The sequence below is a fragment of the Lacinutrix sp. C3R15 genome, from assembly GCF_018860825.1.
In the GTDB taxonomy this organism is placed as follows: domain Bacteria; phylum Bacteroidota; class Bacteroidia; order Flavobacteriales; family Flavobacteriaceae; genus Oceanihabitans.
Window position 1 is genome coordinate 511,566 of record NZ_JAHKPZ010000030.1, and the last position, 26,497, is coordinate 538,062.

The 26,497-nt window shown below is 31.3% G+C and carries 21 protein-coding genes; all 21 read right to left on the reverse strand.

What is annotated here, in order from left to right:
• Window positions 1-5: 5 nt before the first annotated feature.
• The 21 genes from KO494_RS10935 to KO494_RS11035 all read right to left on the reverse strand — a co-directional run bounded on the left by KO494_RS10935 (window position 6) and on the right by KO494_RS11035 (window position 26,493).
• The gene (locus KO494_RS10935) at window positions 6-1,334 is read right to left on the reverse strand and encodes a TolC family protein (protein WP_215967636.1); all 1,329 of its coding nucleotides are present in this window, start codon (window positions 1,332-1,334) and stop codon (window positions 6-8) included.
• A gap of 49 nt (window positions 1,335-1,383) precedes the next feature.
• A complete protein-coding gene (locus tag KO494_RS10940) occupies window positions 1,384-2,547 on the reverse strand; it encodes an efflux RND transporter periplasmic adaptor subunit (protein WP_215967637.1) in 1,164 nt (387 codons plus the stop codon).
• A 129-nt stretch (window positions 2,548-2,676) separates the two neighbouring features.
• A complete protein-coding gene (locus tag KO494_RS10945) occupies window positions 2,677-3,933 on the reverse strand; it encodes an ABC transporter permease (RefSeq protein ID WP_215967638.1) in 1,257 nt (418 codons plus the stop codon).
• Between the two features lies 1 nt (window position 3,934).
• Complete coding sequence (locus KO494_RS10950; RefSeq protein WP_215967639.1) at window positions 3,935-5,179, reverse strand: ABC transporter permease; 1,245 nt, start codon at window positions 5,177-5,179, stop codon at window positions 3,935-3,937.
• Window positions 5,172-5,873 (reverse strand): ABC transporter ATP-binding protein, encoded by a 702-nt coding sequence (locus KO494_RS10955; protein ID WP_215967640.1) that lies wholly within the window; start codon window positions 5,871-5,873, stop codon window positions 5,172-5,174. The genes KO494_RS10950 and KO494_RS10955 overlap by 8 nt, the downstream gene beginning before the upstream one ends.
• A 125-nt stretch (window positions 5,874-5,998) precedes the next feature.
• On the reverse strand, window positions 5,999-6,220 hold the full coding sequence (locus KO494_RS10960) for a hypothetical protein (protein ID WP_215967641.1): 222 nt from the start codon (window positions 6,218-6,220) through the stop codon (window positions 5,999-6,001).
• Window positions 6,221-6,262: 42 nt separating this feature from the next.
• Complete coding sequence (locus KO494_RS10965) at window positions 6,263-6,802, reverse strand: DUF420 domain-containing protein (RefSeq protein ID WP_215967642.1); 540 nt, start codon at window positions 6,800-6,802, stop codon at window positions 6,263-6,265.
• Window positions 6,803-6,879: 77 nt separating this feature from the next.
• A complete protein-coding gene (locus KO494_RS10970) occupies window positions 6,880-7,629 on the reverse strand; it encodes an SCO family protein (protein WP_215967643.1) in 750 nt (249 codons plus the stop codon).
• Window positions 7,630-7,722: 93 nt separating this feature from the next.
• The gene (locus tag KO494_RS10975; protein WP_215967644.1) at window positions 7,723-8,439 is read right to left on the reverse strand and encodes a hypothetical protein; all 717 of its coding nucleotides are present in this window, start codon (window positions 8,437-8,439) and stop codon (window positions 7,723-7,725) included.
• 68 nt (window positions 8,440-8,507) lie between these two features.
• Window positions 8,508-8,888, reverse strand: coding sequence for a cytochrome C oxidase subunit IV family protein (locus KO494_RS10980; RefSeq protein ID WP_215967645.1), 381 nt, complete (start codon window positions 8,886-8,888; stop codon window positions 8,508-8,510).
• Between the two features lie 25 nt (window positions 8,889-8,913).
• Window positions 8,914-9,891: a cytochrome c oxidase subunit 3 gene (locus tag KO494_RS10985; RefSeq protein WP_215967646.1), complete on the reverse strand. Its 978-nt coding sequence runs from the start codon at window positions 9,889-9,891 to the stop codon at window positions 8,914-8,916.
• A gap of 137 nt (window positions 9,892-10,028) precedes the next feature.
• Window positions 10,029-10,610 (reverse strand): cytochrome c oxidase subunit 3, encoded by a 582-nt coding sequence (locus KO494_RS10990; RefSeq protein ID WP_215967647.1) that lies wholly within the window; start codon window positions 10,608-10,610, stop codon window positions 10,029-10,031.
• 2 nt (window positions 10,611-10,612) lie between these two features.
• A complete protein-coding gene (gene cyoE, locus KO494_RS10995; protein ID WP_215967648.1) occupies window positions 10,613-11,506 on the reverse strand; it encodes a heme o synthase in 894 nt (297 codons plus the stop codon).
• Window positions 11,507-11,554: 48 nt separating this feature from the next.
• The gene (locus KO494_RS11000; RefSeq protein WP_215967649.1) at window positions 11,555-13,678 is read right to left on the reverse strand and encodes a gliding motility protein RemB; all 2,124 of its coding nucleotides are present in this window, start codon (window positions 13,676-13,678) and stop codon (window positions 11,555-11,557) included.
• A gap of 126 nt (window positions 13,679-13,804) precedes the next feature.
• The gene (locus KO494_RS11005; RefSeq protein ID WP_215967650.1) at window positions 13,805-14,593 is read right to left on the reverse strand and encodes an energy transducer TonB; all 789 of its coding nucleotides are present in this window, start codon (window positions 14,591-14,593) and stop codon (window positions 13,805-13,807) included.
• Window positions 14,594-14,708: 115 nt separating this feature from the next.
• The gene (locus KO494_RS11010) at window positions 14,709-15,437 is read right to left on the reverse strand and encodes an energy transducer TonB (protein ID WP_215967651.1); all 729 of its coding nucleotides are present in this window, start codon (window positions 15,435-15,437) and stop codon (window positions 14,709-14,711) included.
• Window positions 15,438-15,497: 60 nt separating this feature from the next.
• A complete protein-coding gene (locus KO494_RS11015; RefSeq protein WP_215967652.1) occupies window positions 15,498-15,827 on the reverse strand; it encodes a VanZ family protein in 330 nt (109 codons plus the stop codon).
• Window positions 15,828-15,864: 37 nt separating this feature from the next.
• Entirely contained in the window at window positions 15,865-16,245 is a 381-nt protein-coding gene (gcvH, locus tag KO494_RS11020; RefSeq protein ID WP_215967653.1) for a glycine cleavage system protein GcvH, read from the reverse strand.
• 61 nt (window positions 16,246-16,306) lie between these two features.
• The gene (gene sprA, locus KO494_RS11025) at window positions 16,307-23,494 is read right to left on the reverse strand and encodes a cell surface protein SprA (RefSeq protein ID WP_252730369.1); all 7,188 of its coding nucleotides are present in this window, start codon (window positions 23,492-23,494) and stop codon (window positions 16,307-16,309) included.
• 6 nt (window positions 23,495-23,500) lie between these two features.
• A complete protein-coding gene (ruvA, locus tag KO494_RS11030; protein ID WP_215967654.1) occupies window positions 23,501-24,082 on the reverse strand; it encodes a Holliday junction branch migration protein RuvA in 582 nt (193 codons plus the stop codon).
• 104 nt (window positions 24,083-24,186) lie between these two features.
• A complete protein-coding gene (locus KO494_RS11035; protein ID WP_215967655.1) occupies window positions 24,187-26,493 on the reverse strand; it encodes an NADP-dependent malic enzyme in 2,307 nt (768 codons plus the stop codon).
• Window positions 26,494-26,497 lie beyond the last annotated feature (4 nt).

The window sequence follows — 26,497 nt, forward strand, 5'->3', positions numbered from 1 at the left end:
GGTTGTTAGTTTAATGCTGTAATAGGAATTCCGAAATAGAATTCTAATACTTTCAATTTAAAAATATAATCATATTTTGTTCTTACTACTTCGCTTTGTGCGTTTTCTAATCTATTTTTTGATTGATTAAAATCAAAAGCATTTAGCATACCTACATTATATCTTTCTTGCGAATAATTGAATGCTAGACTTCTTGCTTCTTCTGTTTTTAAAGCTGCTTCATATGCTTTTAAAGCGCCTTTAGCATCATTATAAGCTTGGTATACGTTAGTTTCTAAATCAAGATTTGCTTGTTCTAATTGATACTGTGCACTTAAAACATTTATTTCATTACGTTTTACATTATTTTTTACAGAAAATCCGTTAAAAATAGGAATGCTTAAACTTAGTGAAAATCCGTGACTTTTATTGTCTGAAACTTGGTCTGTAAATTCTGGTGTATCAAACAATTGAGATTTAAAATAATTGGTACCAAAGCTGTAAGAGCCACTTAATGTTGGTTGTAAAGCACCTTTAGCTATTTTAAGGTTATATTGGGCTATTTCACTATTGTTTTCTGCAATCTTAATATCATATCTAACTTCTTTTGCTTTGGTAATAATAGCTTGAGCTGACTGGTTTAAAATAGATGTTGGTGGTACTTGATAATCATTATCTACAATATCAAAAGTTTCATAATCTTCTAATAAAAGTAATTGTGCCAAACTAATTTTAGATAAAAGAATAGCATTTTCTGCATTTACCACTTGTTGTTCTTGAGTTGCAATGGTTGCTTGAATTTCTAGCAAATCTCCTCTTGGTAAAGCACCTGCCTCTACTAAATCATTAGTACGCTGTAATTCTTGTTGGCTAATTTCTTGTTGCGCTTGTAATACTTTTAATTGTTCTTTATTAAATAATATTTGAAGAAAAGCATTTGCTATGTTTAGCGACATGTTATCTTTTATATTATCTAGTTGATATTGGCTAGCTAATATTTCTAGATTAGAACGACGTAATTGGTTTACGTTTCTTAAACCGTTATAAATATTTACCCCAGAACTAATACCTCCACTAAGGTTTCTTGTTGTAGAGTTTACGGCATCAAAAGTAACTGGATCTTGGTTTAAACCTATATTCCAAGAATGGTTTACACTTGCATTAAGCGATGGTAAAAAGTTACCAAAAGCATCCTTTTTGTTAAGCTCTGTATTTTGTAAATCTAACTCACTTTGTTTTACAGATATATTATTATCTAAGGCATATTCAACACACTCTTGAAGGGTCCATTTTTTATCTTGGGCTTGTGTAGTAATGCTTAAAAAAGCAAGTAGTATAAAAATAAGTTTTTTCATAATAAATGATAAGTCTTTATAAATGTAAATCTGTTACAAATATTTTTTATTAATTCTCTTGTGCGTATTTAGGAACACCTTGTACTTGGTTCCAAACCTTTATTTTATCTTCTTTAGTAATGCCACTTTTTACTTCTACAAAAATACCATCACTAATCCCTAGTTCTATCTCTTTTTTATCAAATTGTTGGTCACCTGTTTCTATTTCTACAAAAGGCTTTTTTGTTTCAGAATCATATTGTACTAAGGCTTCTTTAATAGCCAAAACATTTTCTACTTTATCTAGAATAATAGACGCATTTGCACTTAAACCTGCTCTTATAAATGTAGAATCTATTTTTTGAAGGGTTCCTTTAATTTCAAATTGAATAGCGCCATTTTCGGCAACACCTTTAGGAGCAATATAATCTAAAACAGCATCAAATTTTTTATCTTCAATAGCACCAACAGTGATTTCAAGTGGTAAACCTTCTTTTATTTTACCTACTTCACTTTCATCTACCTTACCTTCAAAAATCATTTTTTTAACATCTGCTAAAGATACAATAGAAGTACCTTCGTTAAAATTATTAGCTTCAATAACCTGGTTTCCTTCTTTAACAGGAACATCTAAAACCATTCCTGAAACGGTTGCTCTTACTTGGGTTTGTGCAATATTACCTAAACCACTTGTGGTTCCTGTTTTAACAATATCATAATTCTGTTTTGCTGTATTTACATTTATTTTGGCTTGTTCAACACTTTGTTTTGCTTGTAAATAACTGTTTTCAACAGCTTCAAAATCATTTGCAGAAATAACACCTTTATCAAATAATGCTTTTTGACGATCATAACTTGTTTGTTGTGTTTGAAGGTTAATATTAGCAGTTTGTAAAGCTGTTTGATTAATAGCAATACTTCCTTTTGCGTTTGTTAATGAAGACACATTAGGGATTACTCTAATTTGCGCTATTAAATCTCCTGCTTTTACATACTCTCCTGCTTCCACAAAAATTTCTTCAACCACACCAGAAATATTAGACTTAATTAAAACCTCGTCTTTTGGTAAAATACTTCCTGTAGCAACCGTTTTTACGGTTATGGTTTCTTCACTAGCTACATCTGTAGTATAGGTTACTGGGTCTTGTTGGTTTTTTTGCCATAAATAATATAGAGCTGTACCAAATACAAGAACTATTAGTGTTAATACAATTATGGTTTTGGTTCTTTTCATTTTTTGATAATTTATACTTTTGATTAATGATTACTTTTATTTTTTATGTTTCGATCCTATTTACCAATAGGAAGGAACATTGTTTTTTTTTTCTATTTCATGTATCTTCAACTTTTCACTGTATAATAATTACTCCATACGTAAAGCATCTACAGGTTTCATTTTGGTAGCACTATTTGCAGGAATTAGACCTGCTAACAAACCAGAAATAATTAATATAAATAATGCTGTAAAAATAACAGACATGCTAACACTTGGGTTTGCAAAGTTCTTTACAGGACCAATTTTATCTAATGTATAGTTGAGAATAAAAATAACAAAAGCGGCAAAGGATATACCTACCATTCCTGAAATGATAGTTAACAATAAACTTTCTTGTAATACTTGTGATTTTATAGACCAAGGAGAAGCACCTAAAGCGCGTCTTACACCAATTTCTCTAGTACGTTCTTTTACTACAATAAGCATAATGTTACTAATACCAATAATACCAGACATAAGCACTAAGGCGCCTACAAAATAACCTACAACAGACAGAATAGAAAACAATCCGTTTATACGACCAAAAGCTTCCGACAAATCAAAATTACCAATAGCACGATCATCATCCGGATGTACTTTATGGCTAGCTTTCATTAGTTCTAATATCTTTGGTTTAACAGAAGTTACTGAAATCCCGTCTTTAGCAGTAATTGCCATCCAACCAACACTATCTCCTCTATTAAATGCTTGACCAAAAGTAGTAAAAGGCATAAAAATAGTATTTGCATCTTCCTCTTGATCACCACTATTTGCAGCTTTAAAAGTACCAATCACCAAAAAGTTAACGCCATTTACTTTTATATAAGAACCTAAAGGATCTTCGTCTTGGTCATACATAGCTTTCACTACATCTTCACCAATAACACAAACTTTACGTTTACTATCTATGTCTGAGTAACTAATAAAGCGACCTTGAAGAATATCCATTGGTTGTTGATTAATAAATTCTGGATAGTCACCATAAATAGAAAAAGCCCCAGTTTTTGTACCTCTAATCACATTATTTGCACCATTAAAACCCCCTAATTGGTGTCTGGGCGAAACGTATTTTAATTCAGGGATTTCTCGTTTAAGCGTTTCAACATCGTTTAATTTAAAATTAAAGCGTCTTCCTTTAGGCAAGCCTTTATATGCTTTTGTAGTACTTTGAGTCCACATAAACATAGAGTTTGTAGCAAAGTTTCCAAAATCTGCAGTTACACCATTTTTTAATCCATTAGTTAGTGCAAGAAGAAGTACTAAAATGGTAATTCCCCAGAACACACCAAAGGCAGTCAAAAAAGTTCTAAACTTATTTGCTGTAAGTGCTTGTAATATTTCGTCCCAACGGTCTCTATTAAACATATTATTCGTCTCTTAATGCTACAATTGGTTTAATTTTGGCGGCTCTATATGCTGGAATAAATCCTGCCAAAGCTCCTGCAAATACTAAAATAAAAACAGTGGTTATTGCTATATTAAAATCTACTTGTGGATATTTTATAAACTCACTATTAATTAAAGGCCCTACAATTTCAAGTAATCCTAAACCTAAAATAAGTCCAAATAACCCTGAAAACATGGTTACAAAAACAGACTCTTGCAAAATCATACTAACAATAGACCAAGGCTCTGCGCCTAAAGCTTTACGTATACCAATTTCTTTGGTACGTTCTTTAACAATAATTAGCATGATATTACCAACACCTACAACTCCTGCTATAATAGTACCAATACCTACAAACCAAAAAACAGCAGCAATGGTTCCTATTAAAGAATAAATATCTTCTGCACGTTCTAGGGTATTATATACTCTTACAGCATTAGTATCATCAGGAGCAATGGTTTGCCTTAATTTAAGATCATTTTCAATAGCCGCAGAAATGGCTTGAGATTCTGCTACAGCTTGGTCAAAATCATCTGCCATTTTTAAGGTAAACATCATGTTTCTAATATTATCTGCACCATTAAAAGCCAGTTGTGCAGTAGGTAATGGTAAAAACACTTTGCTTTCGTCTCGTTCTCCTCCTGGATCATAAAAAACACCTACCACTTTAAAGCTAATACCATAAAGTGAAATATTTTTATCTAAAGGGTCTTCGTCTTTAAATAAATCTTTTGCTACTTTATTACCAATTACGGCTACTTTTTTTAAGTTATCTACATCAGCAATATTAATAAACCGACCTTTGCTTATATCTGCATTTTCAATAAATTGATTTCCTGGTAAGATACCTTGAATTCTATAATTTCCAGATTCATTTTTGTAGTTTACTAAACCTCCCCAAATAGTATAAAATGCAGATTCATTTTCAATGCTTTCGGCATATTTATTAGAAATAGCATTAAAATCATTGTTTTTTAATTGAATACGTCTACCAGGATTTAAACCTTTATATTCTTTGGTTGTTGTACCAGCCCAAACACTCACTAAATTAGTAGCATCTCTTTCAAATTGTGACTTAACACCATTTTGAATACCTGTGCTAAAGCCTAAAAGTATGATTAATATAAAAATACCAGAAGCTACAGAGAGACCAGTTAAAAACGTACGAAGTTTGTTTTTACTTAAAGTTTCAAATATTTCTTGCCAACGTTCTAAATCAAACATGTGCTATAGCTCTTACTTGTTCTACCTTACTATCATCTATAATTAAACCATCTTTTAAGTTTACTATACGTTTAGTCATTTGTGCAATATCTGGCTCATGGGTAACTAAAAGTATGGTTTTACCTTCATCATTAATACCTTGAATAAGGTCCATTACTTCATAAGAAGTTTTGGTATCTAAAGCACCTGTTGGCTCATCTGCCAATAACACTTTAGGATCACTTGCTAGTGCTCTTGCTATAGCTACACGCTGTTTTTGACCACCTGAAAGCTCACTAGGTAAGTGGTGAGACCATTCTGCCAAACCAACTTTTTCTAGATAATGCATGGCTTTATCTGCGCGTTCTTTTCTTTTTGCTCCTTGATAATATAAAGGCAATGCCACATTATCTAATGCAGATTTATAATTGATTAAATTAAAGGATTGAAAGATGAATCCTAAAAATTTATTTCTGTAGTTAGCAGCTATTTTTTCGTTTAGATTTTTAATTGGAACATTATCTAGTGTATAAGAACCTTCATCTGCTTCGTCTAACATGCCTAATATATTTAGCAAGGTAGATTTACCAGAACCAGAAGAGCCCATTATAGATACTAATTCACCTTCTTTTACATTAAAATTAATTCCTTTTAACACATGAAGGGAATTGTTTCCCATATGGTACGATTTATGTAAGTCTTTGATTTCTATCATATTGAAAAATTAGCAATTACAATATTACTTAAACATTGAAATAATTTGTGCCAAAGAACTGTTAAGAAACATTAACACTACAGAAGTAAGACTCTTAAAACGAAAAAATGTTACAGTAAAATAAATTATTCTGCTTTAGACTTTGAAAATTTTTTGTAGATAAAATAAGCGATTCCGGCTACCAATATGTACGGAATAGCCATTAGATACACAATACCATTATTAACTCCTTCTGCTGTAGATTGGCCATCTTCACTCTCAAGTACTGCTCTACACATGGCACATTGGGCATTTGTTTGCAAAAAGATAAACAAAGAGAAAATAAAAAAAAGAATTTTTTGTTTCATACTAGATGGTATTAAAATATTACACGACGCTTAGTATAACATTTAATTGATATAATAAGGTGATATCATAAGATAAACAATAACACCTGTAACAGCAACATATAACCATAACGGAAAGGTTATACGTGCTATTTTTTTATGTCTTTCAAAATTTTTGGTGATTGCTCTTACATAAGTAATTAGCACAAAAGGTATGATTACAATAGACAATAAAATATGTGTAATAAGTATAAAGTAATAAACATATTTAACAACTCCTTCTCCTCCAAATTTAGTAGAATCACTTGTCATGTGATAAGCTACATAAAGCACTAAAAACAAGGCGGAACACATTACAGCTGTGGTCATTAAGTTTTCATGAAGAATAACATTTTTTTTACGTATAGCAAAAAAAGCGATTACTAAAATAATTGCAGTAAAACCGTTTATTGTAGCATAAAGTGGTGGTAAAAAAGTTAGAGGCTCTACATTTGGTATTCTAACTCCAAATAAAATGGCGACAACAATTGGTACAACAATAGATAAAGTAACTATCCATTTATTATATTTTTGCTCGTCTTGTATGTTTTGATCTTGACTCATAATTGTTACTTTTCTATTTTAGTTTTAAAAAAGAAATACTAGTTCTTTACTTAAATTGAATAAGGTATAGTATACTATTATTCGTTTAGTAGTTTGTTAATATCTTCTTTAAGCATGGTAATTTGCTGTTCCTGACCTTCATCATCTACTTGTTCTTCTTCAGATATCATTCCGTTATAATAAATAATAGGATTACCATTTACTAGTCTAGAACGAATAAAACCGTTTTTATCTACTAAAGCAAAGTTTCCAGAGTGCTCAAAACCACCTTCTACTTCTGCTTCTTCTGCTGTGTATAAATTAAAACCTTTATTAGCTAAGTCATAGATTACCTCTTGATCTCCTGTCATTAAATGCCAGTTAGGATTAGTTATTCCATATTTTTTAGCATAATCCTTTAATACTTCTGAGGTGTCATGTGCTGGATTTATAGTAAAAGAAGCAACACCAAAGTTTTTATTATCTGGAAATGTATTTTGAATATCTACTAAGTTTCTACTCATTCTTGGGCAAATGGTAGGGCAGGTTGTAAAGAAAAATTCAATAACATACACTTTACCAAGGTAATCTTTGTTGGAAATGGTTTTACCATCTTGATTTTTAAAACTAAAGTCTGGTACTTTTTTAGGTTGTCCATTAATTTCTAGAAATGCTAAATCTGAAGTTCTTATGGTTCTATCTTCATTAGAAACACTTACGCTTCTACTCTCTTCTCTAGTAATATCTTTATTAGTAACTCTATCTACTATTTTAGGTATAAAAATAATACCAAATACTAATATGGTTAGCGCTATACCAATATATGAATAATTTGATTTTTTGCTCATGTTGCTATTATGTATAATTTAAAAATAGGAAAACCTTAAATTAAAAGACCACTTAATGGTATTTTAGGTAACATTCTCTTTATTTTAAGTGTATTATTCGGTTAGGTTTTTTAAATCGTTTGCTCTTCTGGTTTCCGAATTGAAATTCCCTTTACGTTTTTGTCTGTATTCTGTAAAAAGAATTCTTACATCTTCACTCATTTTATTTTTAAGCTCTGCTACTTCAATACAATTGTAAGATTTTAATTGGTATGCAGGCTTGTTTTTTGCTTTCTCATTATCTGTTCTATCATCTATTCGTCCTCTTAAATGTAATTCTTTATCAATAATAACCACATCATTAGTAGCAAGGTTTGCGTCTAAATCTTTAATTAGGTGTAGGCTATTATACACTTTTTTAATTTCTTGTTCGGAAGCAAAAACGTATTTCCAATACTCTAAGTATTCGTATTTACTAAGTTCCTTTTTAAGTTGCTCCACTTGAGATGTAGCACTTTGTGGAACAACCATAACTATTTGAAATTTTTTAAAACCTTTAAACTTATCATACATCAACTCTTTTAAGTTAGACATAGCAATAAGTTTATCTATGGGTTTGTTACCTAAAAATCCAAGAATAGTAATATGATCTTTAAGTTGAATAGTATCTTTTTCTAAGGAAGAAAACGAAGTAATGTCTAAAACATTATCTTCTAATATATCTAAAGCAATGTAATTGTGTTTTGCAGGATATAAAAACAGTAAAAATAACACTGGAAGGAAAAATAAAATTCCAAGTATTACATTTCTTTTAATCAGCTTTTTGTTCATAGTACAAAAATAAAAAAAGGTGGTTTAATAACCACCTTTTATATATAATTTAACTGAAAATTCTTGTACTAAAAATCGGTTTTAATGAAACCTGTTCTGTATACAGACTCAATATAACCACCTTCTTGTAAAAGAATAAATACAAGGTAAAATATTAAGAATACTGCAGTCCATACTACCATTCGTCTTAAAGGTTTTACTTCATCACGCATGTGCATAAAATCCCAAGTAATGTAATATGCTTTAACTATGGTTAAAATAATAAATATCCAGTTTAAGGCTTTCATACCTAAAACGTGCCCCATTAAAGCTTCTGGTTTTAAAATACCTAATACAACTTCTATAACAGTTACAAAAGTTAAGAATGCTAATACACCCCAAATTTTAGCTGTATTGGATTTAAATTTCCATAACCCTCTAAATATCTCTAATTTATGTTCGTGTGCCATTTTTTTTAAATAAATCTTTAATTAATTAAACTAGGTAGAAGAAAGTAAATACAAATACCCAAACTAAATCTACAAAGTGCCAGTAAAGTCCAACTTTTTCAACCATTTCGTAGCTTTTACGTCTTTCATAAGTTCCTAAAATAACATTAAAAAATATGATAATATTTAGTACAACTCCTGAAAATACGTGAAAACCGTGAAAACCTGTTATAAAGAAAAAGAAGTCTGCAAATAAAGGAGAACCGTATTCATTTACATGAAGGTTTGCACCTTGTACAAATAGTTTTCCGTTTTCATTTAATTGTTTTATAGACTCTTCTCTAGACAATACTGTTTTCTTGCCTTCTGCATTTAAAATTTGTGTTCTTACTAAAACCTCTGGATGCGCTTCTAAACCTTTCGTTATTTCAGACATTGTAAATGCTGGCAACTCGCTTTCGCTTTCAAACCACAGACCATTTTTACTTTGGTGTTGTGTTCTTTGTCCAGCTTCTACTTTAGCAAAATCTGCTACAGCTACTCTGTGTCCATCAGTATCAACAAACTGTAAAATATTACCACCTTTAGTTTGTACAGCACCAAATTCACCTTTAATAAAAGTATTCCATTCCCAAGCTTGAGAACCAACAAATATTAAACCACCAATTACTGTTAAAAACATATAAATGGTTACTTTGGCTTTATTTAAATGGTGACCTGCATCTACAGCAAGTACCATGGTTACTGAAGACATAATAAGTACAAATGTCATGAAAGCAACATAATACATTGGTGCTTCTACACCATGTAAAAAAGGAAAGTGAGTAAACACTTCATCTGCAATTGGCCAAGAGTCAATAAACTTAAATCTTGAAAAGCCATAGGCTGCTAAAAAAGCGGAAAAGGTTAATGCATCGGAAAGGATGAAAAACCACATCATCATTTTTCCATAACTTGCCTTAAGAGGTTTATTTCCTCCTCCCCAAGTTTTACCTTCTGTTCCAGTAGCTACTGTAGTATTCATATAATTGGTTTAGTTATTAAAGTTGCACAAAAATAATCATTTTATTTATCTAACGAAATATACAACAGTAAATTTTAAAGACTATAAACAAGCTTTAATGTATATTAAATAAATGATCTTTAAAAATGGGTTAAAAATTATCTAACAAAATATAAAAACAAAAAGAGATATACCCATAGAATATCAATAAAATGCCAAAAAGTTGCTGCTAGCTCAAAGCCTAGCATATTTGTTGCATTATACTTTTGTTTAAAATGATTATAAATTACTACTAACAAGCAAATAAGACCTACAATAACATGTATAATATGCACCATTGCTATTAAATAAATATAAGACATAGTAATATTACTGGCTGCACCAGTAAAATAATAACCTAAATCTATGATTTGCTGAAAGCCTTGAAATTGGTTAACAATAAAAACAACACCTAACGCTAAAGTGGCTAATAACCAAATAGTTGTTTGTTGTCTGTTATTATTTTTTAGAGCACGTTTTGCTAAAATAAAAGTAATACTACTTATTACAATTACAACAGTACTCATAATAAAAGCATTAGGCAGTACAAATTCTTTTAACCAATCTGGCCTAGCACTACTTACTACAAAAGCACTTGTCCATCCTGCAAAAGACATTACTAGTGAAATTATACCAAACCAAAGCATCATCTTTTTTGCTCTGCCGTGTTTTTCTTTTAAAGTACCTTGAGTTAAATCCATAATTAACGTAAAAATTTATCTAATACATACACTATTTGTAGTAGTGTAATGTAAGAAACACTAGCAAGCATTAATGTTTTTGCTGCCTGTGTTGTTAATTTTTTATATAATTGAAAAGCATAATATAATAGTCCTAAACCTAGAAGCCCTACAATAACTGCCGAAACAGGTGTTATATATAGTTTTCCTGTAAAACCAAAGGCAGGAATTAGCGAAGCTAAAACCGTCCAAACGGTATATATAATGGTTTGTGTTGCTGTTCCTTTATCTTTTTTTCTGGTAGGTAACATAAAGAAACCTCCTTTTTTATAATCGTCAAACAAAAACCAGCCAATTGCCCAAAAGTGTGGAAACTGCCAAAAAAACTGTATGGCAAATAAGGTTCCTGGTTCTATACCAAAATCATTGGTAGCTGCAACCCAACCTAACATAAAAGGTATTGCTCCTGGAATAGCACCTACAAAAACCGATAATGGTGTTTTTGTTTTTAATGGTGTATACACACAAGCATATAAAAAAATAGAAATCGCTCCAAACATGGCTGTTTGCGGATTTATGATATATAAAATAACAATACCTAAAACAGTAAAAACAGAAGCAATGGCAAAGGCTGTGTTTACAGACATGCGTCCTGCAGCAACAGGTCTATTTTTAGTTCTATCCATTAAAGCATCTAGATCTTTTTCTATAATTTGGTTGAACGCATTAGATGCTCCAACCATAAAATAACCTCCAAAGGCTAATAAAATAAGGGTTTTATAGTCAACAGTATCTACACCTAATAAATAACCAGCAAGCGAAGAAAACACTACACTTAATGCCAAGCGCATTTTGGTAATTTCTTTAAAATCTGAAATTATGCTATGTTGTACTGTAGATGTGGCTGTTGTACTCAAATAAAACGCTTTGTTTTGCGAGTGCAAAGATACTTTGAAAAGTTTGTTTTACAAATCAAAATACCAATTAAATAAATCGGTTCTAATACCAAAATTAAACCAAACGGTATTATTACTAAAAGTAGTTGCCGTTTGTGCTTCTGGATTAAAATCTCTAAAGGTGATATCTGCAAATATCTTTAAATTGGTTGCAGGATTAATTAAGTAGCCTGCTTGTAGGTTTGTATAAAAGGTTTTGGTTTTGTTACCTTGACCAACTGTTACACCTGTATCACTTGGTCTATTGTTATAGCTTAGGTAAATATTATTACCATAACTAATGGTATCATCAAAATCTAAACCTCTACTTCCTATATTTATTTTTGCATTTGCAAACCAGCGTTTATAGTGGTAACGACCAATTAGCACCAACTCGCTAAAGTTTGCTCCCCAAAGATGCGCCATAGATTGGTTGTTATGCCCATAATTTAAAAAAGTACTGTTATGCGAATAAGTATAAGGCCTTACTCTGTTATATTCTGCTTGCAACATTAGGTTATTTACTTTAAAAGCGTTGTAATATTTTAGCCCTAATTGGTAACCAAACTTATTTTTCCAGCTTTTTTCGCCACCAGTAATATCACTTAAAGAAAACTCATCTAACACAAACTGGCTGTATGCATTGATGTTATCGTTAATTTTATATTTTGCCGATAACCCCATGATTGCATTTCCTGCATCTTGCCCAGTTTCAAACTCTATAGCACGATAAAAAATAATTGGGTTTAGGTAATTAATATCAAAACCTCTGTTTTGTGATTTTGCCCAAACAATAGATTCAAAAAAACCAATATTTAAACGTTTTGTAGCATTCCAACTTAAAAAATGGGTTGCCATGTATTTACTTAAATACGCACCTTCTTCATCTGTTCCTGCTGGTGTAACATCTTTTAACCACATCCAGGTATTGGTATATTTAATTTTCCAGAATTTGGTATTGATCTTTAAAAATGGTGAAGGACTAGCCACATCACTTACAAATAAAGAACGATACCCATCACCAATAAAGTTTTTACCATGACCAAACTGCACGTTTAAAAAATTGGTTGGTGAATAGGATAAATATGCTTCTGCAACCGGATAATCATAACCATCGTCTTTAAATCTTTTTGCAATACCACGACCAGGAATAATTGCAACTTCATCTGAAGCTTTTATAGATTCTGCATATTGGTTATAATATTGTGCAAAGCGACCTTGACTTTCATACACCGAAGCATAGAAACTAAACTTTTTTCCCAATCCTCCTTGAATATACAGTCCTCTAGTATTATTGTAGGTTGAACTAAAATCTGCATCTGTATCTTTACCTACTTCTAAATCAAAAATAGGGTCTATAGTAAACCAATAATCTTCTGCTTGATAACGTACTAAATGTTCATTCCATAATTTTCTAGAAAGCAAGGTTTCATTTCCTTTTTGTAATTTTTCATTTTCTGCTTCAAAATTGTAATAATTTGAAACGTCTTCATATACAAATGGCTTAGACGCAGTATGGCTATTGGTACCAACTAAATTTATATTTCTATCAAATTTAGCATAAGCACTATGCGTAAAAGGTATGTTTAATTGGCTAGTGAACTCTTTATTAGTATATGGAACCAGTTTTTTATTTACACTATCATACTCTGTTTTAACAACCTCTTCAATAGATTGTTTTGTATTTTCTTCTTTTTCCTCTAAACTATGCACACTTGTGGTTTGTACATTTGCATTTGCAATTTTAGTTGCTTGATTTATAATAGGAATTTGAATAGGAATAGAATATTGTTTAAAAGTAGCTTTACCATTATAAGTACCTGGTTTAACTTTTGGTATTGCATTAAAAACACGAGTTGCTTCTTCTTTTAGCTCTTGATACATAGCATCTACATAAATAACACGGAAGGCTCCTTCTTTATCTACTTCAAAAAGAACAACGACTTGACCTATATAATTATCTTCAGTTACTATTTCTGGTGTTTTGAAGGTGTTATAAATGTGATTTAACACATTAGTATCAAAACAATTTTGAAGGTTATTAATTTCTACAGATTCGCAATTAGGGAAAACTGGTGGCTTTTCTATAAATGTTTCTTCTTGCGAAAAGGAAAATATTGGAAGCAGAAGAAGTAAAAGAATGAATCTCTTCATAGTAAGTTTGCTATTTTATATAAAGTGGAAAGATACTATTTTTTTATAATTGTAAAGATTAAAAAAAAGTCGTTAACAATAACTTATTAACGACTTTTATATTATAATAAGGGTATTGTTACTTCTTTAATTTTGTGCGTTAAAAATTATGGGTTGCGAATATACCACAGATACATTTTTATTATGTTGTTTCCCTGGTTTCATTTTAGGCAATTTACCAATTACCGATTCTGCTTCTAACTTTAAGGCTTTATGCTTAGATATGGCAGTAACTTCTGTTATTTCACCATACTGATTAATTTTAAAACCAACGTTTATTCTTTGTCTACCAGACAAACCTAAATCACCAGCAATATCTGTATCAAAATATTTTTGAATATGTTTTGCTATATGTTTAGACATACATGCTTTTCTTTGGGCATTAGTTGTAGCGTTTTCACATCCTGGAAAAACAGGAACCACTTCTACAAAATCTACAGAGATTATTACAGGTTCTTCTGGCTCTTCTACTAAATCTCTAAAATCAGGTTCATTTGGTAATAGCGTTGTCGTTACTGGTTCTGTAATAATTTCTGGAGTATCTGCAACAGCATTATCATCTTCACTAATTACAGGGTTAGTAAAAACAATAGGTTTCTTTTTCTTTACAACCGCTACTTTTTGCTCTTCATAAACCTTAAATTTTTCGGGTACATAATCTATAGGTTCCTCTATAGTTTCTGTAAATTCTATAACATAGTTTTTACTAGCAAATTCCATTTCCAGCAGTACATAACTAAACAGTAAGCATACAATTAAACCAACCTGAAAATAAATGGTTGTGTTTTTTTGTAAATTTGCATCATGCTTTTGTGAATTTTTCACGTTTTCCTCTTTTTGGCCATTGAGGTCGTGAGATTTCATTTGATTTCTCATAATATTAAAAGTTTATATGTTAATATTATGCTAAATTCACAATAAGCATACCAAAAAAGAAATCCCGTTACAAATAATGTAACGGGATTTTAATTTATGAGTAAAAACGTATTGTTTAGTCTTGTACTTGAAATGATATTGGAAAACCGTAAGGTACTGTTACAGGTTTACCACGTTGCATACCTGGTTTCATTTTAGGTAATTGACTTACTACTTTTACAGCTTCTTGTTCTAGTTTTGGGTGTGGTGCTCTTGCTCGTACACTTACAATGTTACCACTTTTATCAACTTTAAACTGAATACTAATTCTGTGTTTACCAGCATTTAAACCTAAATCTTGGGCTAGGTCTGTATTAAACTTTCTGTTTACAAATTTGCTAATTTTTTGAGACATACATTTTTTTCTTGCGTTGTTGTTAGGTTCTCCTTCACAACCAGGAAAAACAGGAACATTTTCAATAACTGCAAATGGCACCTCAATATCTTCCTCTACTTCTTCAATTTCTTCAACTTCTTCAACCTCAACAATTTCTTCTTCTTGACTTGTTTCTGTAGATTCAATTACGGTTTCTTCCACTTCTACTTCATCCTCAACAACCTCAATAACTTCTGGTGCTGCTGGTGGTGGTGGTGGTGGTGGTGGTGTTTGTATTTGTTCTGTAATTGGTACTTCTTCATCTAACTCTTCGTCAAGATTTAATTGACCTATATCAATTACAGTCTTATCATAAGTTTTATAATTAATTGCAAAATTTGTTAATAATAACATTAATGCTAAACCTACTAAAAAGTAGAGACCACTGTTTCTACCAACGTTTGCTTTAGGATTTTTCTTAAGTTCCATGTTTCTATTTTTTACTTGATGCTAAAATAACCAATTATTTGGCAAAAAAGCAAGGGTTTATTATTTTTTAACTAGTGCTTTCTTAAACAGTAAGAGAATTATTATAGTTAAGCTCACTCCTAAGGTGTTAGCTAAAATATCATTATTGTCTGCTACTCTTGTTTCTGTTAATACACCTTGTAGTATCTCAATAATTATACCAAAGACAACAGAAACGATAGCTGAAAGGAGTAATGCCTTATTAAAAGCCCACTTAAAATTATTGCTAAATGTAAGAAACCAAAACAACGTTAAACCACTGTAAGCAATAAAATGTAATATCTTATCTGAATTGGAATAATTTAAATCTGGTAACCCTGTAACACTTATTAAACTAACTATTGTTAACATACAAGTGTAAAACAAAGCAATAACAAAAGTATATTTTTTAAGCACCTATAAGTGTTTTATACGCATCTGCACTCATTAAATTTTCAACCTCTGCAAGGTCTGAGCATTTTATTTTTATCATCCAACCATCTCCATAAGGGTCTGTGTTTACTTTTTCTGGCTCGTCTTCTAGAGCTTCATTAAAGTCTGTTATTTCTCCTGAAAGTGGTAAAAATAAATCGGAAACCGTTTTTACAGCTTCTACGGTACCAAATATTTCTTCTGCTTGTAATGTTTCGTCAACCGTTTCAACTTCAACATATACAATATCACCTAATTCACTTTGTGCAAAATCTGTAATACCTATTGTTGCAATATCACCTTCTATTTTAACCCATTCGTGATCTTTAGTATACTTTAATTCTGATGGAATATTCATTTTATTTTATTTAATTATTAGTATTGGCAAATGTATTTAATTGTCTTTTAATTTTAAACTTTTAATTACCAAAATTGTATCTTAATGTTAAACCAGATCTAATGGTTGTTTGCGGAAAGGAAGTAGAAATTGCATATTCTGAAAAAGTATAATCAAAGTAAAAAATACCTGTTAGGTTTTTACTAAACGAATAATCTGCAGTAAACTTACCACTCCATAGCGATTGGCCAGAGGTTATTTGAGTGTTTTCTAAATCTAAATATCTAATAATTGTTTTATTATCTCTAAATGAAACATCTGCTTTAAGGTTAATATCACTAATGATTGTTTTATTAGGTCCTGCAAGTTTAGATTTCATTCTAACATCTTTAATTCTATATCCTAAACCTACTGTATATTCTTTACCTTGAATTTCTGTCACTAAATTATTATCAAAACTTAAGGAAAGCATTCTGTCTTTTTTCATTTCTAAAAGCACTTTAATAGCACTTTTAGATTCAAAATCTATACGAAATAAAGGACTAAACATTTCTGTTAGGTTAATATTACTGTATAAGTTTTTATTTTTAAAATCTCCGTTTTGGTCTAAAGCATCTGCGGGTTGGTTTATATACTCTTCTGATGCATCAGGTTCTACATAATCTAAATTTGTACTAAACTGGTTAATGGTGTAGGCAGATCGATACCCATGAGATAAAGAGAAACGCTTAAATCGTTTTTTAAACCAGTTCAATTTCATAAAACCAGTATACTTTAAATCCCAGTTTGGAATTGGTATATCTCTTAAGGCACTTGTTTTTGTTTTACTTGCATCTTGGCCTTGGTATGCTGCTAAAAAGGATGGTAATAATACAGCCTGACTAGTTTTACTAAATCCTTCTGGAAATCCATCTGCATCTCTAGTAAAGGTGTTATTACCATAGAATTTTTCAGCTAGTCTATTTGCTATTACTAATCTGTTTGATCTAAAATCTTCAAAAGATTTTGATTCATTTTCATCACTTTTACTAAATGCTGTTTTAATTAACGCTGTAGAAATAGTAAGGTTTCCGTAAGTGTTTGGTGTTAAGGATTGGTACTCTAAATCACTATCTACGATATAGTTTTCGGTTAAATTTTCAGAGTAAATTCTATTACCTACTATATCAATTTTAAGATCATTAAAGGGTTCTACATTAACAGCGTAATCAAATTGTTTTGCATGTGTTTCTGTATATTGTTCATTAAATTCTGGGTATTGTGTTAACCAACCATTACGTGCTGCTAATGCTCTAATATCATTTTGACTACCAAAGGTGTAACCAAAAGTAGGTTTTAGAGTTCCTGCAAATCCTGGTGTTTGTAAATATCCAGGAAGATAGGTACCATTAGATTCGTTATAATTTAACTGAATACGTTTAACACTTGTTAGTAAACCAATACCAAAATTTGCTAGTTTACTTGGTTTTTTAGTTGTTTTTTGTTTGTTTTCTTGGCCTGCTACTCCTGGAGGAGTTGCTCTTCTTGCTCTTTCTGCTCTACTTACTTTACCGCTATTTCTACTTCTTGTTTGTTTTATACCAATGTATTTGTAAAACTTGCTCATATCTAAACTAGCATTAATATTATGCTGGTTTGCATTAGATATAGAGTTACCTAAATCATACGTTACTCCGTCTAGCTCTATATCGCTATATAAATCAGAACCTTTTTGCCATTGAAACTCTCCGCTATAAGTATAGGTAGCATCAATAAAACTAAAGGTTGGTATTTTATTTATTGGTATTTGGTAATTTACACCAAGTTTTTGGTATTGTGTATTTGGGTCTCCAAAATCAAAAAAGTTATCCCAAACATCAAGTTCTGGGTCTTGACTTCCGTTTAAATCATTATCTATATAATAATTTCTAACAATTTTATTACTAGATGCCGTATAGTTAAAACTTAATGATTTTGTTAAATTGTAGTTTAAAGTATATTGAAAATCATAGGTATAGTACCTGCTAAATAATTCTTCTAAACCAATATTATCTCCTGTTAAATCTACATCTCTAAATTTTTGTTTATTAAACTGTCTATTAAAATTAGAGCTAACTGTAAAGCTTGATGGCAAAGGATTAAAGTTAAAATCTTTTAATAGTTTCCAGTATTTACCTGTAAATAAAGAGTCGTTCTTTTTAAATGGCTCAATAGAAACTGGCGCAAAATTATAGGCATAGTTTGCTCCTGTACTTACTTGTTGATCTAATGATCTTTCTATTTCAAAATCACGATATTCTTCTTTATTGTATGCGTAGTTAAAAGTTAGATTTTCTACATCATAAAATTGCGGTTTTTTATCTGTAGTTCTATTTTTTCTTACACCAATAAAGCTAATACTTTTTCTTTTGGTATAGGTTTGTGACTGTTCTAAAATTTGGTCTTTTTCTTCTTGTGTTTCTGCTGCATCTATTCTAGTCTGTAGTTCAATATCTTCATATAACTGGTCGTACTTAGGTGTAATACTTTCTTCTCCTTGTCCATAATTAAAAGGTATTTGTATTCCCCATTTTTTTGGTAATAATTGACCAACGTTAACATTAGTAACTACATCATATTGTTGTACGTCTTCTAAGCTACGTTCTTGCGGACCTTGTTCAATAGATCCAAAACCTGAGGTGCTATAACTACCAGATGCACTAACACTTGCAAAATCTGCAATGTTTGCATCTGCACTTACAATAGTAGCCCAACCTCCTTCATTATCCATATCTGCAAGACGAAGCTCGTTAAACCAAACTTCACCACATTTATCTGAATCGCTAACATTTTTTACACCAACCATTAAGCTTCTTATATCACCAAAACTAGGACTACCAAATATAGCTACACGTTGTTGCCCAACAACATATTCTGAAAATTCTGAAACAGGGTTATCACTTAAAACGCCATCTATTACATCATAAAATGTAGCTTCGGTAGCACTAAAATTATCTGCAATTGCTTTTGCTTTAATTTCTTGAATCACTTCTAAATCTACATCTAGTTCATTTGTTTCAGGCCAAAGCTCTGAACTTGTAGTTCCTGTAGAAACACTTAATGGTATTTCTATTTGATAATAGTTTTGAGAAAGGTCATTACCCATTCTAATAAAACCTACTAAATCTCCATCATCTAAATCAGATCTATCCTCTCCTTCTTCTGCATGCATAAACATTTTTAAATGTTTATACTGCCTCATATCTACACTTATATTTTTATAAACTGCTCTAGCATCATGAGACTCTAAGTTACAAACATTAACGACTAAAGATTGTTCGTTTTGTGTAATAACGGTGTTGTTATTATATAATTCTTCAGCCTCTACTCCTGGAGGAGATTCATAATCGCCATCGTTTTCTAATGTACTTATTACACCAATACTAAAATCTGTATTTACATCTAATTCTGGATCTCCTAAATCTTCATCTAAAGTTTGTGTGTACCTTCTCCATTCACTACGTACTAAATCTAAAGAACCAAATCTAAATACAGTTGGTTGGGTAAATTCTTTTACATACATACGTGCAAAACGTATAGAACGTAAATCTGCAATACCACCAATAGCATTTGTGAAGTCTGAAACTGGTACTCTAAATTGATACCAAACAGGAACCACAGTCTGACCATTAGGTAAGCTTCTAGTTTCTTCGTCTTTGATATCTACTATGTAAGGGTTGTTAAGATTTAAATCTGCTGGAGTAAGATCTAATTCATACTCATAATAACTATCAATGGTATTCATTGTGTTATCTCTGTTAATATCTTCTACATCTGGTAGTGTAGTGCTACCTCTATTTGTATTACTAAAAGTATCTGGTGAATTCCCTTCTACATTATTATACTTTTTATATCGTTCAAAAATATCTCCTTCTGTATTTAAAAAATAGGTGTAATTATCATTAGATGGATCTTCTAAATTTGCAAATGCTGGATCTAAATTTCTTTCTTCAATATCATCATAGCCATCATACCCAACATCTTGGTTAGTACGCTCGTCTCCTGTTGAGTCAAATGCATAAACTAAAGATTGATTTAATGGCACTACACTTCCCCAATCTGTTGGTGTAAAAACACTAACATTACCATCATCAGGTAAGCCGTTTTCGTATAATTTTCTACCATCTTTAATAATATCTTCAGAGATGTTACCAAGGTTAAACACTAATTTACCTCCTGGATTAGCAGTATTTTCTTGAAAAGGATCTTGTAACCAAAACTCAATATATTCTACATTTGCTTGTTCAAAGTCTGTAGAGGTTAGTTGGCGTGAAATTCCTGCCCAAGAATCTTGAGGTTGTGTTAAAATGCCATTTGTAATATCGATATCATTTGTTTGAAAATTATAAGGACCACGTTCTGTTGGGTAATATGCTAAATCTAGTGTAGTTAAAACTGTTGTTTGTCCTTGTGCAATATCTTGTTCTGGAAAAAGCTCATTTATAAATACTCTTGAGGTATACAAACCAGACATATCATCATCACTTATTCCGTCTGGTCGTTGGCTACTATAAAAAGTTTGGTCTATATGATACCAGTTTAACATGGCTCTATTATAACCATTGGTTATATTTTGCACATCATAAACACTGGTTCCGTCTACTTGAATTGGTCTACTTGATAAATACCAAGAGCTTGCAGATTTTAAATCTATTGCACTTTGAGATCCTTCAAAATCATCAATATAAGAAGTTACCTCGCCATCAAAATCTGTTCCGCTAGGTGATCCTGGTTTTAATGCAGCAATCTCACCTCTAACCGAAAAATTTGATGGTACATCTGTATCTATATTAGGTAGTTTATTTACTAATCTTGTTAAGAACGGAACTTCTGTAGAGTAGTTTACATTTAACCCATAAATTTGATTACTTATAGGTTCGCTATTGTAATTTGCTTTTTGGGTTACAGGTCTTTCTTTTAAACCAATATAGGTAGCACCAATTACAAAATTTTCATTAAACTTATGTTCTATATTTAAACCAAAAAAACGTTTAGATGTTTGCCCAAAAATAGAATTATTTTCTGTTGTTACTTGAATAGGTGTGTTTGAAGCCTTTAAAGCTTCGTCTAAAATTTGCACAGTTCCTAATTGATAGTTTACTGTATAATCAATACCTTCTACTAACACACGACCTCCTGCTGTAACAACCACAGAACCTCTAGGCACGTTAAATGCTCCTATAGAAATACCATCACTACCAGAAGAAGTATAACTACCTTTTATTTGAAATTTATTTTTTTCAACTTCTTCTAGTGCTGCTGTTTTAGTTTCTTTATATAATACATCATACACATACTTGGCTTGATTGGCGTTATACGAAGTATTTATTTCATAATTTTCACTTCCTAAAGCTAAAACATCAAAAAGGTATTCTCCAAAAGGCTCTACTTTGGTAAAAACTATTTTACCATTTTCTGGAAGAATAGTGATACCAGAAACATAATCAAAGAAACCATCTCCTCCTACCTGAGGGTCACCATTATAGTTTAATTTATCTAAATGAAATAAACGAATTAATGGTGTTTCTGTTATTTCAGAATCATCAGCAGTAGTTGTTGTATTTGCATCAAAGGTTGGAAAATCTGTTCCTGCAACAGGTGTAATAAAGTTTACTGCAGAACCTTCGTTATAAAAAATATTTAATTTAAAATCTTCTTGACTTAATTGGTATGCTCCAGTATCATAAATATTTTTCATCATTAAATCCCAAATTGGTTGTGATGTAGAAGTTATTGGGCTTTTTAATAATTTTAATACTAAATTGTTATTGGTAACTGAGGTAACATCGCCATTAGAGTCTGTGGTAACTCCTGTTGCATCTACACCATCATTAGCAAATTCCCCTACTTGATATACCTGTCCTGCTACAGTAAATTGAAATGCTACAGCTAAAACTTCGTCACTATTTAAACGTTGGTTTAAAGAAATATAACCTAACTGTGTATTTAATGTATACTCTTGATCTTGTGTTAGTTTTCTAGCATTTTCTAGTTTTGCATAATCTGCTCCTTCTGTAACTCCGGCAACATTTATACCTGATTGTACAGTAGCAATATCTCTAATTAAGTCGTTAAGTTGTGATCCTGCACCACCAATATTTGTTGGGTCAAAGGCATTATTACTATTATCTGGATACGCATTTGGCCCTGCAGTTACAGTAACAGCAGATCCTACATGTTCAGATTCCCCTAAATCTTGTAAACCAACAATATTTCTTACATTTTCTGTACTACTACTGCTATTGGTAATCCAGACTTCAATTTTAGTGATTTGTACTTGCGTGTTTATAAATGGATAGTTATTTAAAGTATTATCATAGTTATCTCTAAAATAATGTGCTAAAAAGAAGTGTCTGTTTTCATCATAATCTCTAGCGTAAAAATCAAATTCTTCTAAGGTTCCTCCTCCTTGTGCAATTACGGTTTGGCTATCTGATTTTTGTTCAGAAAAAACCGCTGTTATACTAGTATTACCAAACTGTAATTGTGTTTTTACACCAAATAAACTTTGCGCGCCTGTAATTAAAGAACTGTTAAGCGGCATGCTTACATTACCTACCTCTATTTTTTGAATAATATCATCTTCTGTAGGTGTATATTCTAACTTTACTAAATTTTGAAAATCAAAAGTAGACTCGGTATCATAATTTGCAGTTACTTGCAAACGTGTTCCTACTTTACCTAATAAGCTTAAACTTATACGTTGGTCAAAATCAAAAGTAAAATTACTTCGGTTGTTAGGTGAAAATGAAGGATTGTCTTGTTTTGAAAAAAGGACTCCTAAATCCATTTCTACCGATCCTTGTGGAACAATTTCTATGGTATTACTTCCAAAAATGGTTTCAAAAAGTCCGGAATTTACATAAAACTCTGGGAGTAGATTTTTTTGTTCTTCTTCACTTCCTTCTTTTTTACCCTCAAAAGCATCTACTTTTTGTTTGTAGTAGTTTCTTAAATTTTCTTTAGCTACTAAATCTTGATATTCTTTTGGTGTTAAAATTACGGGATAATTAATATTGAAACTCCCAACAGACTCTGTGTAAATATATCTATCTGTAATAGGATCATAGGTATACTGCGAAACAATACTAGTTGGATTAGGCATTTGCATAGTACCTAAGCTAAAACCAGTACTTGTAGAATCTTGTGGTGTTGGCACTTGTGACCATGCTACAAAAGATAACAAAACTGCAGTTAAAGTAAAAAATTGCTTTTTAATTGCGTTTGCCGATTTATAGTTAGTTGTATTCAAATCTTATTATAAATTTTTTAAAGCCTGCTTTATAATTGCTTCAACGTTTGCTTCTGGTTGCGTTGCAATTACTTTATCTATCACACGTTCTGCCTGCTTTTTATTAAAACCAAGAACTTCTAAAGCTGATAACGCTTCATCTTTACTTGTATTGCTTTTTGCTATTGAAACTTCGTCAATATCATAAATTTTTAACACTTTGTCTTTTAAATCTAAAATAACGCGTTGTGCAGTTTTTGCTCCTATTCCTTTAATAGATTGAATTAAAGCAACATCACCAAGAGCTATTCCTTCTCTAACCTGTTTTGGTGTTAATGAAGACAACATGGTTCTAGCTATATTTGCGCCAATACCACTAACAGAAATAAGAAGCTTAAACATGTCTCTTTCTGCTAAAGAAGAAAACCCAAAAAGTGTATGCGAGTCTTCTTTTACTTGAAGATACGTGTACAGTTTTAGGTTTTCTTGATCAGGAATTTGTGCGTATGTATGTAAAGAAATATGAAGTAAATAACCAATACCATTGCAATCTATAACTACATCTGTTGGTTTTTTTTCTACTAATTTTCCTTGTATGTGTGTAATCATGTAAACTTCGCGTTAAACTCTCAAATGTAATAAAATTATTGTGCATTTCCATTGCGATATGCTAAATCATAATGAAATGTTAATTTTAATCGATAAAACACGAATTAATTATTCGTTTTTTTATTTTTTTTTGCCTCCCATTTTTCTTTTTCTTGTGCATCTATTACAGCAATTGCAGCCATATTTACAATTTCATCAACACTTGCTCCTAATTGAAGGATATGAACTGGTTTGCGCATTCCCATCATAATTGGCCCAATTGAATCAGCTTTATTTAATACCTTAAGTAGTTTGTAGGTAATATTAGCTGCATCTAGATTAGGAAAAATTAAGGTGTTTACTTTTTTTCCTGCTAATTTTGAAAACGGAAAAATCTGTTTTATTTTTTCACTATCTAAAGCAAAATCTGTTTGTAATTCACCATCAACAACCATATCTGGATAGGCTTTATGAAGCATAGAAACAGCCTCTCTTACTTTTGAAGCTTTATCGTTAGTTGAAGAACCAAAGTTAGAATAACTTGTCATTGCCATAACAGGATCCATACCAAACATTTTTACAATTCTAGCAGTCATTTTAGCAATTATTGCTAAGTCTTTTGCTGTAGGATCTATATTAATAGAGGTATCACTTAAAAACAAAGGACCTCTTTTTTTAGTCATCATTAAATTAGTTGTAGCAACACGTGTTGTTCCTGGTGCCATACCAATAAGTTCTAGCATTGGTTTTACAACTGAAGGATAACTTCTTGAATACCCAGAAATAAGTGCATCTGCATCTCCTTCATTTACCATCATTGCTGCAAAATAATTACGCTCACGCATTATTTTTTGAGAAGAATAAAGAGTTACACCTCTACGTTTTCTTTGTTGCCAATATGCATCTGCATATCTGTTTTTTCTTTCTAATTCTTCATCTGACTTAGGATCGATAATAGAAACATCTGCATCAAACTCAATCTCTTCTTTTAGTCTTTCAATTTCGTCTTTTCTTCCTAAAAGAATTGGTATAGCAATACCTTCTTCATAAACAATTTGTGCTGCTTTTAAAACATCTAATTGGTCTGCTTCAGCAAAAACCACACGTTTTGGATTGGTTCTAGCTCTATTAAGTAAGAGTCTTACTATTTTATTATCACTACCTAAACGCTCTAATAATTCATCTTCATATTTTTGCCAATCTTCAATAGGTTCTTTTGCAATACCACTTTCCATAGCAGCTTTAGCTACAGCAGGAGGTACCGTTGCTATTAATCTAGGATCAAATGGCTTGGGTATAATATACTCTTTACTAAAGGTTAATCTGGTTTCTCCATACGCAATATTTACTTGCTCTGGCACAGGTTCTTTTGCTAATTCTGCAAGCGCTTTAACCGCTGCCATTTTCATTGCCTCATTAATTCCTGTAGCACGAACATCTAAAGCGCCTCTAAAAATAAAAGGAAATCCTAATACATTATTTACTTGGTTAGGATGGTCACTTCTACCAGTTGCCATAATAATATCATCTCTAGTATCTACAGCTAGTTGGTATTTAATTTCTGGATCTGGATTAGCCATTGCAAAAACTATTGGGTTTTTGGCCATGACTTTTAACATTTCTGGCGTTACAATATCTGAAGTAGACAAACCTATAAAAACATCTGCATCTTGCATTGCTTCTAGTAATGTATCTATCTTTCTATGTGTAGCAAACTCTGCTTTTTGCGAGGTTAAATTATCTCTATCATCACGAATAACACCTTTGCTATCTAACATGACAATGTTTTCACGTTTTGCGCCAAATGCTTGGTATAAACGCGTACAAGAAATTGCAGCTGCTCCTGCTCCGCTTACTACTATTCTAGCTTCTTCTATTTTCTTTTCAGAAAGTTCTAAGGCATTTAATAATGCAGCTGCAGAAATAATTGCAGTACCATGTTGGTCATCATGCATTACAGGAATATCTAATTCTTCCTTTAAGCGTCTTTCTATTTCAAAAGCTTCTGGAGCTTTAATATCTTCTAAATTTATACCTCCAAAAGTTGGTGCTATATTTTTAACTGTAGCAATAAATTCTTCTACGTTTTCTGTATTTACTTCAATATCAAAAACGTCAATTCCAGCAAAAATTTTAAATAACAGTCCTTTTCCTTCCATTACTGGCTTAGATGCTTCAGGGCCAATATTTCCTAAGCCAAGAACTGCTGTTCCGTTAGAAATTACAGCTACTAAGTTTCCTTTTGCAGTATATTTATAGGCATTATTTTTGTCTTTTTCAATCTCTAAACAAGGTTCTGCTACACCTGGAGAATATGCTAAAGATAAGTCTCTTTGTGTTGTATATTTTTTTGTAGGTACTACTTCTATCTTTCCAGGAGTTGGCTTTGCGTGATATACTAAAGCTTCTCTACGTTTGCTTTGTTTGCTCATAAAA

Bases quoted from the DNA above. Each gene is read 5' to 3' on its own strand.
- KO494_RS10975 (WP_215967644.1), bottom strand. From the start codon at position 8,439: ATGAACAAAAAGCTGATTAAAAGAAATGTAATACTTGGAATTTTATTT.
- KO494_RS10980 (WP_215967645.1), bottom strand. From the start codon at position 8,888: ATGGCACACGAACATAAATTAGAGATATTTAGAGGGTTATGGAAATTT.
- KO494_RS10990 (WP_215967647.1), bottom strand. From the start codon at position 10,610: ATGGATTTAACTCAAGGTACTTTAAAAGAAAAACACGGCAGAGCAAAA.
- gcvH (WP_215967653.1), bottom strand. From the start codon at position 16,245: ATGAATATTCCATCAGAATTAAAGTATACTAAAGATCACGAATGGGTT.
- KO494_RS10935 (WP_215967636.1), bottom strand. From the start codon at position 1,334: ATGAAAAAACTTATTTTTATACTACTTGCTTTTTTAAGCATTACTACA.
- KO494_RS10955 (WP_215967640.1), bottom strand. From the start codon at position 5,873: ATGATAGAAATCAAAGACTTACATAAATCGTACCATATGGGAAACAAT.
- KO494_RS10985 (WP_215967646.1), bottom strand. From the start codon at position 9,891: ATGAATACTACAGTAGCTACTGGAACAGAAGGTAAAACTTGGGGAGGA.
- KO494_RS10965 (WP_215967642.1), bottom strand. From the start codon at position 6,802: ATGAGTCAAGATCAAAACATACAAGACGAGCAAAAATATAATAAATGG.
- KO494_RS11015 (WP_215967652.1), bottom strand. From the start codon at position 15,827: ATGTTAACAATAGTTAGTTTAATAAGTGTTACAGGGTTACCAGATTTA.
- KO494_RS11035 (WP_215967655.1), bottom strand. From the start codon at position 26,493: ATGAGCAAACAAAGCAAACGTAGAGAAGCTTTAGTATATCACGCAAAG.
- KO494_RS10945 (WP_215967638.1), bottom strand. From the start codon at position 3,933: ATGTTTAATAGAGACCGTTGGGACGAAATATTACAAGCACTTACAGCA.
- KO494_RS10970 (WP_215967643.1), bottom strand. From the start codon at position 7,629: ATGAGCAAAAAATCAAATTATTCATATATTGGTATAGCGCTAACCATA.
- KO494_RS10940 (WP_215967637.1), bottom strand. From the start codon at position 2,547: ATGAAAAGAACCAAAACCATAATTGTATTAACACTAATAGTTCTTGTA.
- KO494_RS11005 (WP_215967650.1), bottom strand. From the start codon at position 14,593: ATGAGAAATCAAATGAAATCTCACGACCTCAATGGCCAAAAAGAGGAA.
- KO494_RS10950 (WP_215967639.1), bottom strand. From the start codon at position 5,179: ATGTTTGATTTAGAACGTTGGCAAGAAATATTTGAAACTTTAAGTAAA.
- KO494_RS10960 (WP_215967641.1), bottom strand. From the start codon at position 6,220: ATGAAACAAAAAATTCTTTTTTTTATTTTCTCTTTGTTTATCTTTTTG.
- ruvA (WP_215967654.1), bottom strand. From the start codon at position 24,082: ATGATTACACACATACAAGGAAAATTAGTAGAAAAAAAACCAACAGAT.
- KO494_RS11000 (WP_215967649.1), bottom strand. From the start codon at position 13,678: ATGAAGAGATTCATTCTTTTACTTCTTCTGCTTCCAATATTTTCCTTT.
- KO494_RS11010 (WP_215967651.1), bottom strand. From the start codon at position 15,437: ATGGAACTTAAGAAAAATCCTAAAGCAAACGTTGGTAGAAACAGTGGT.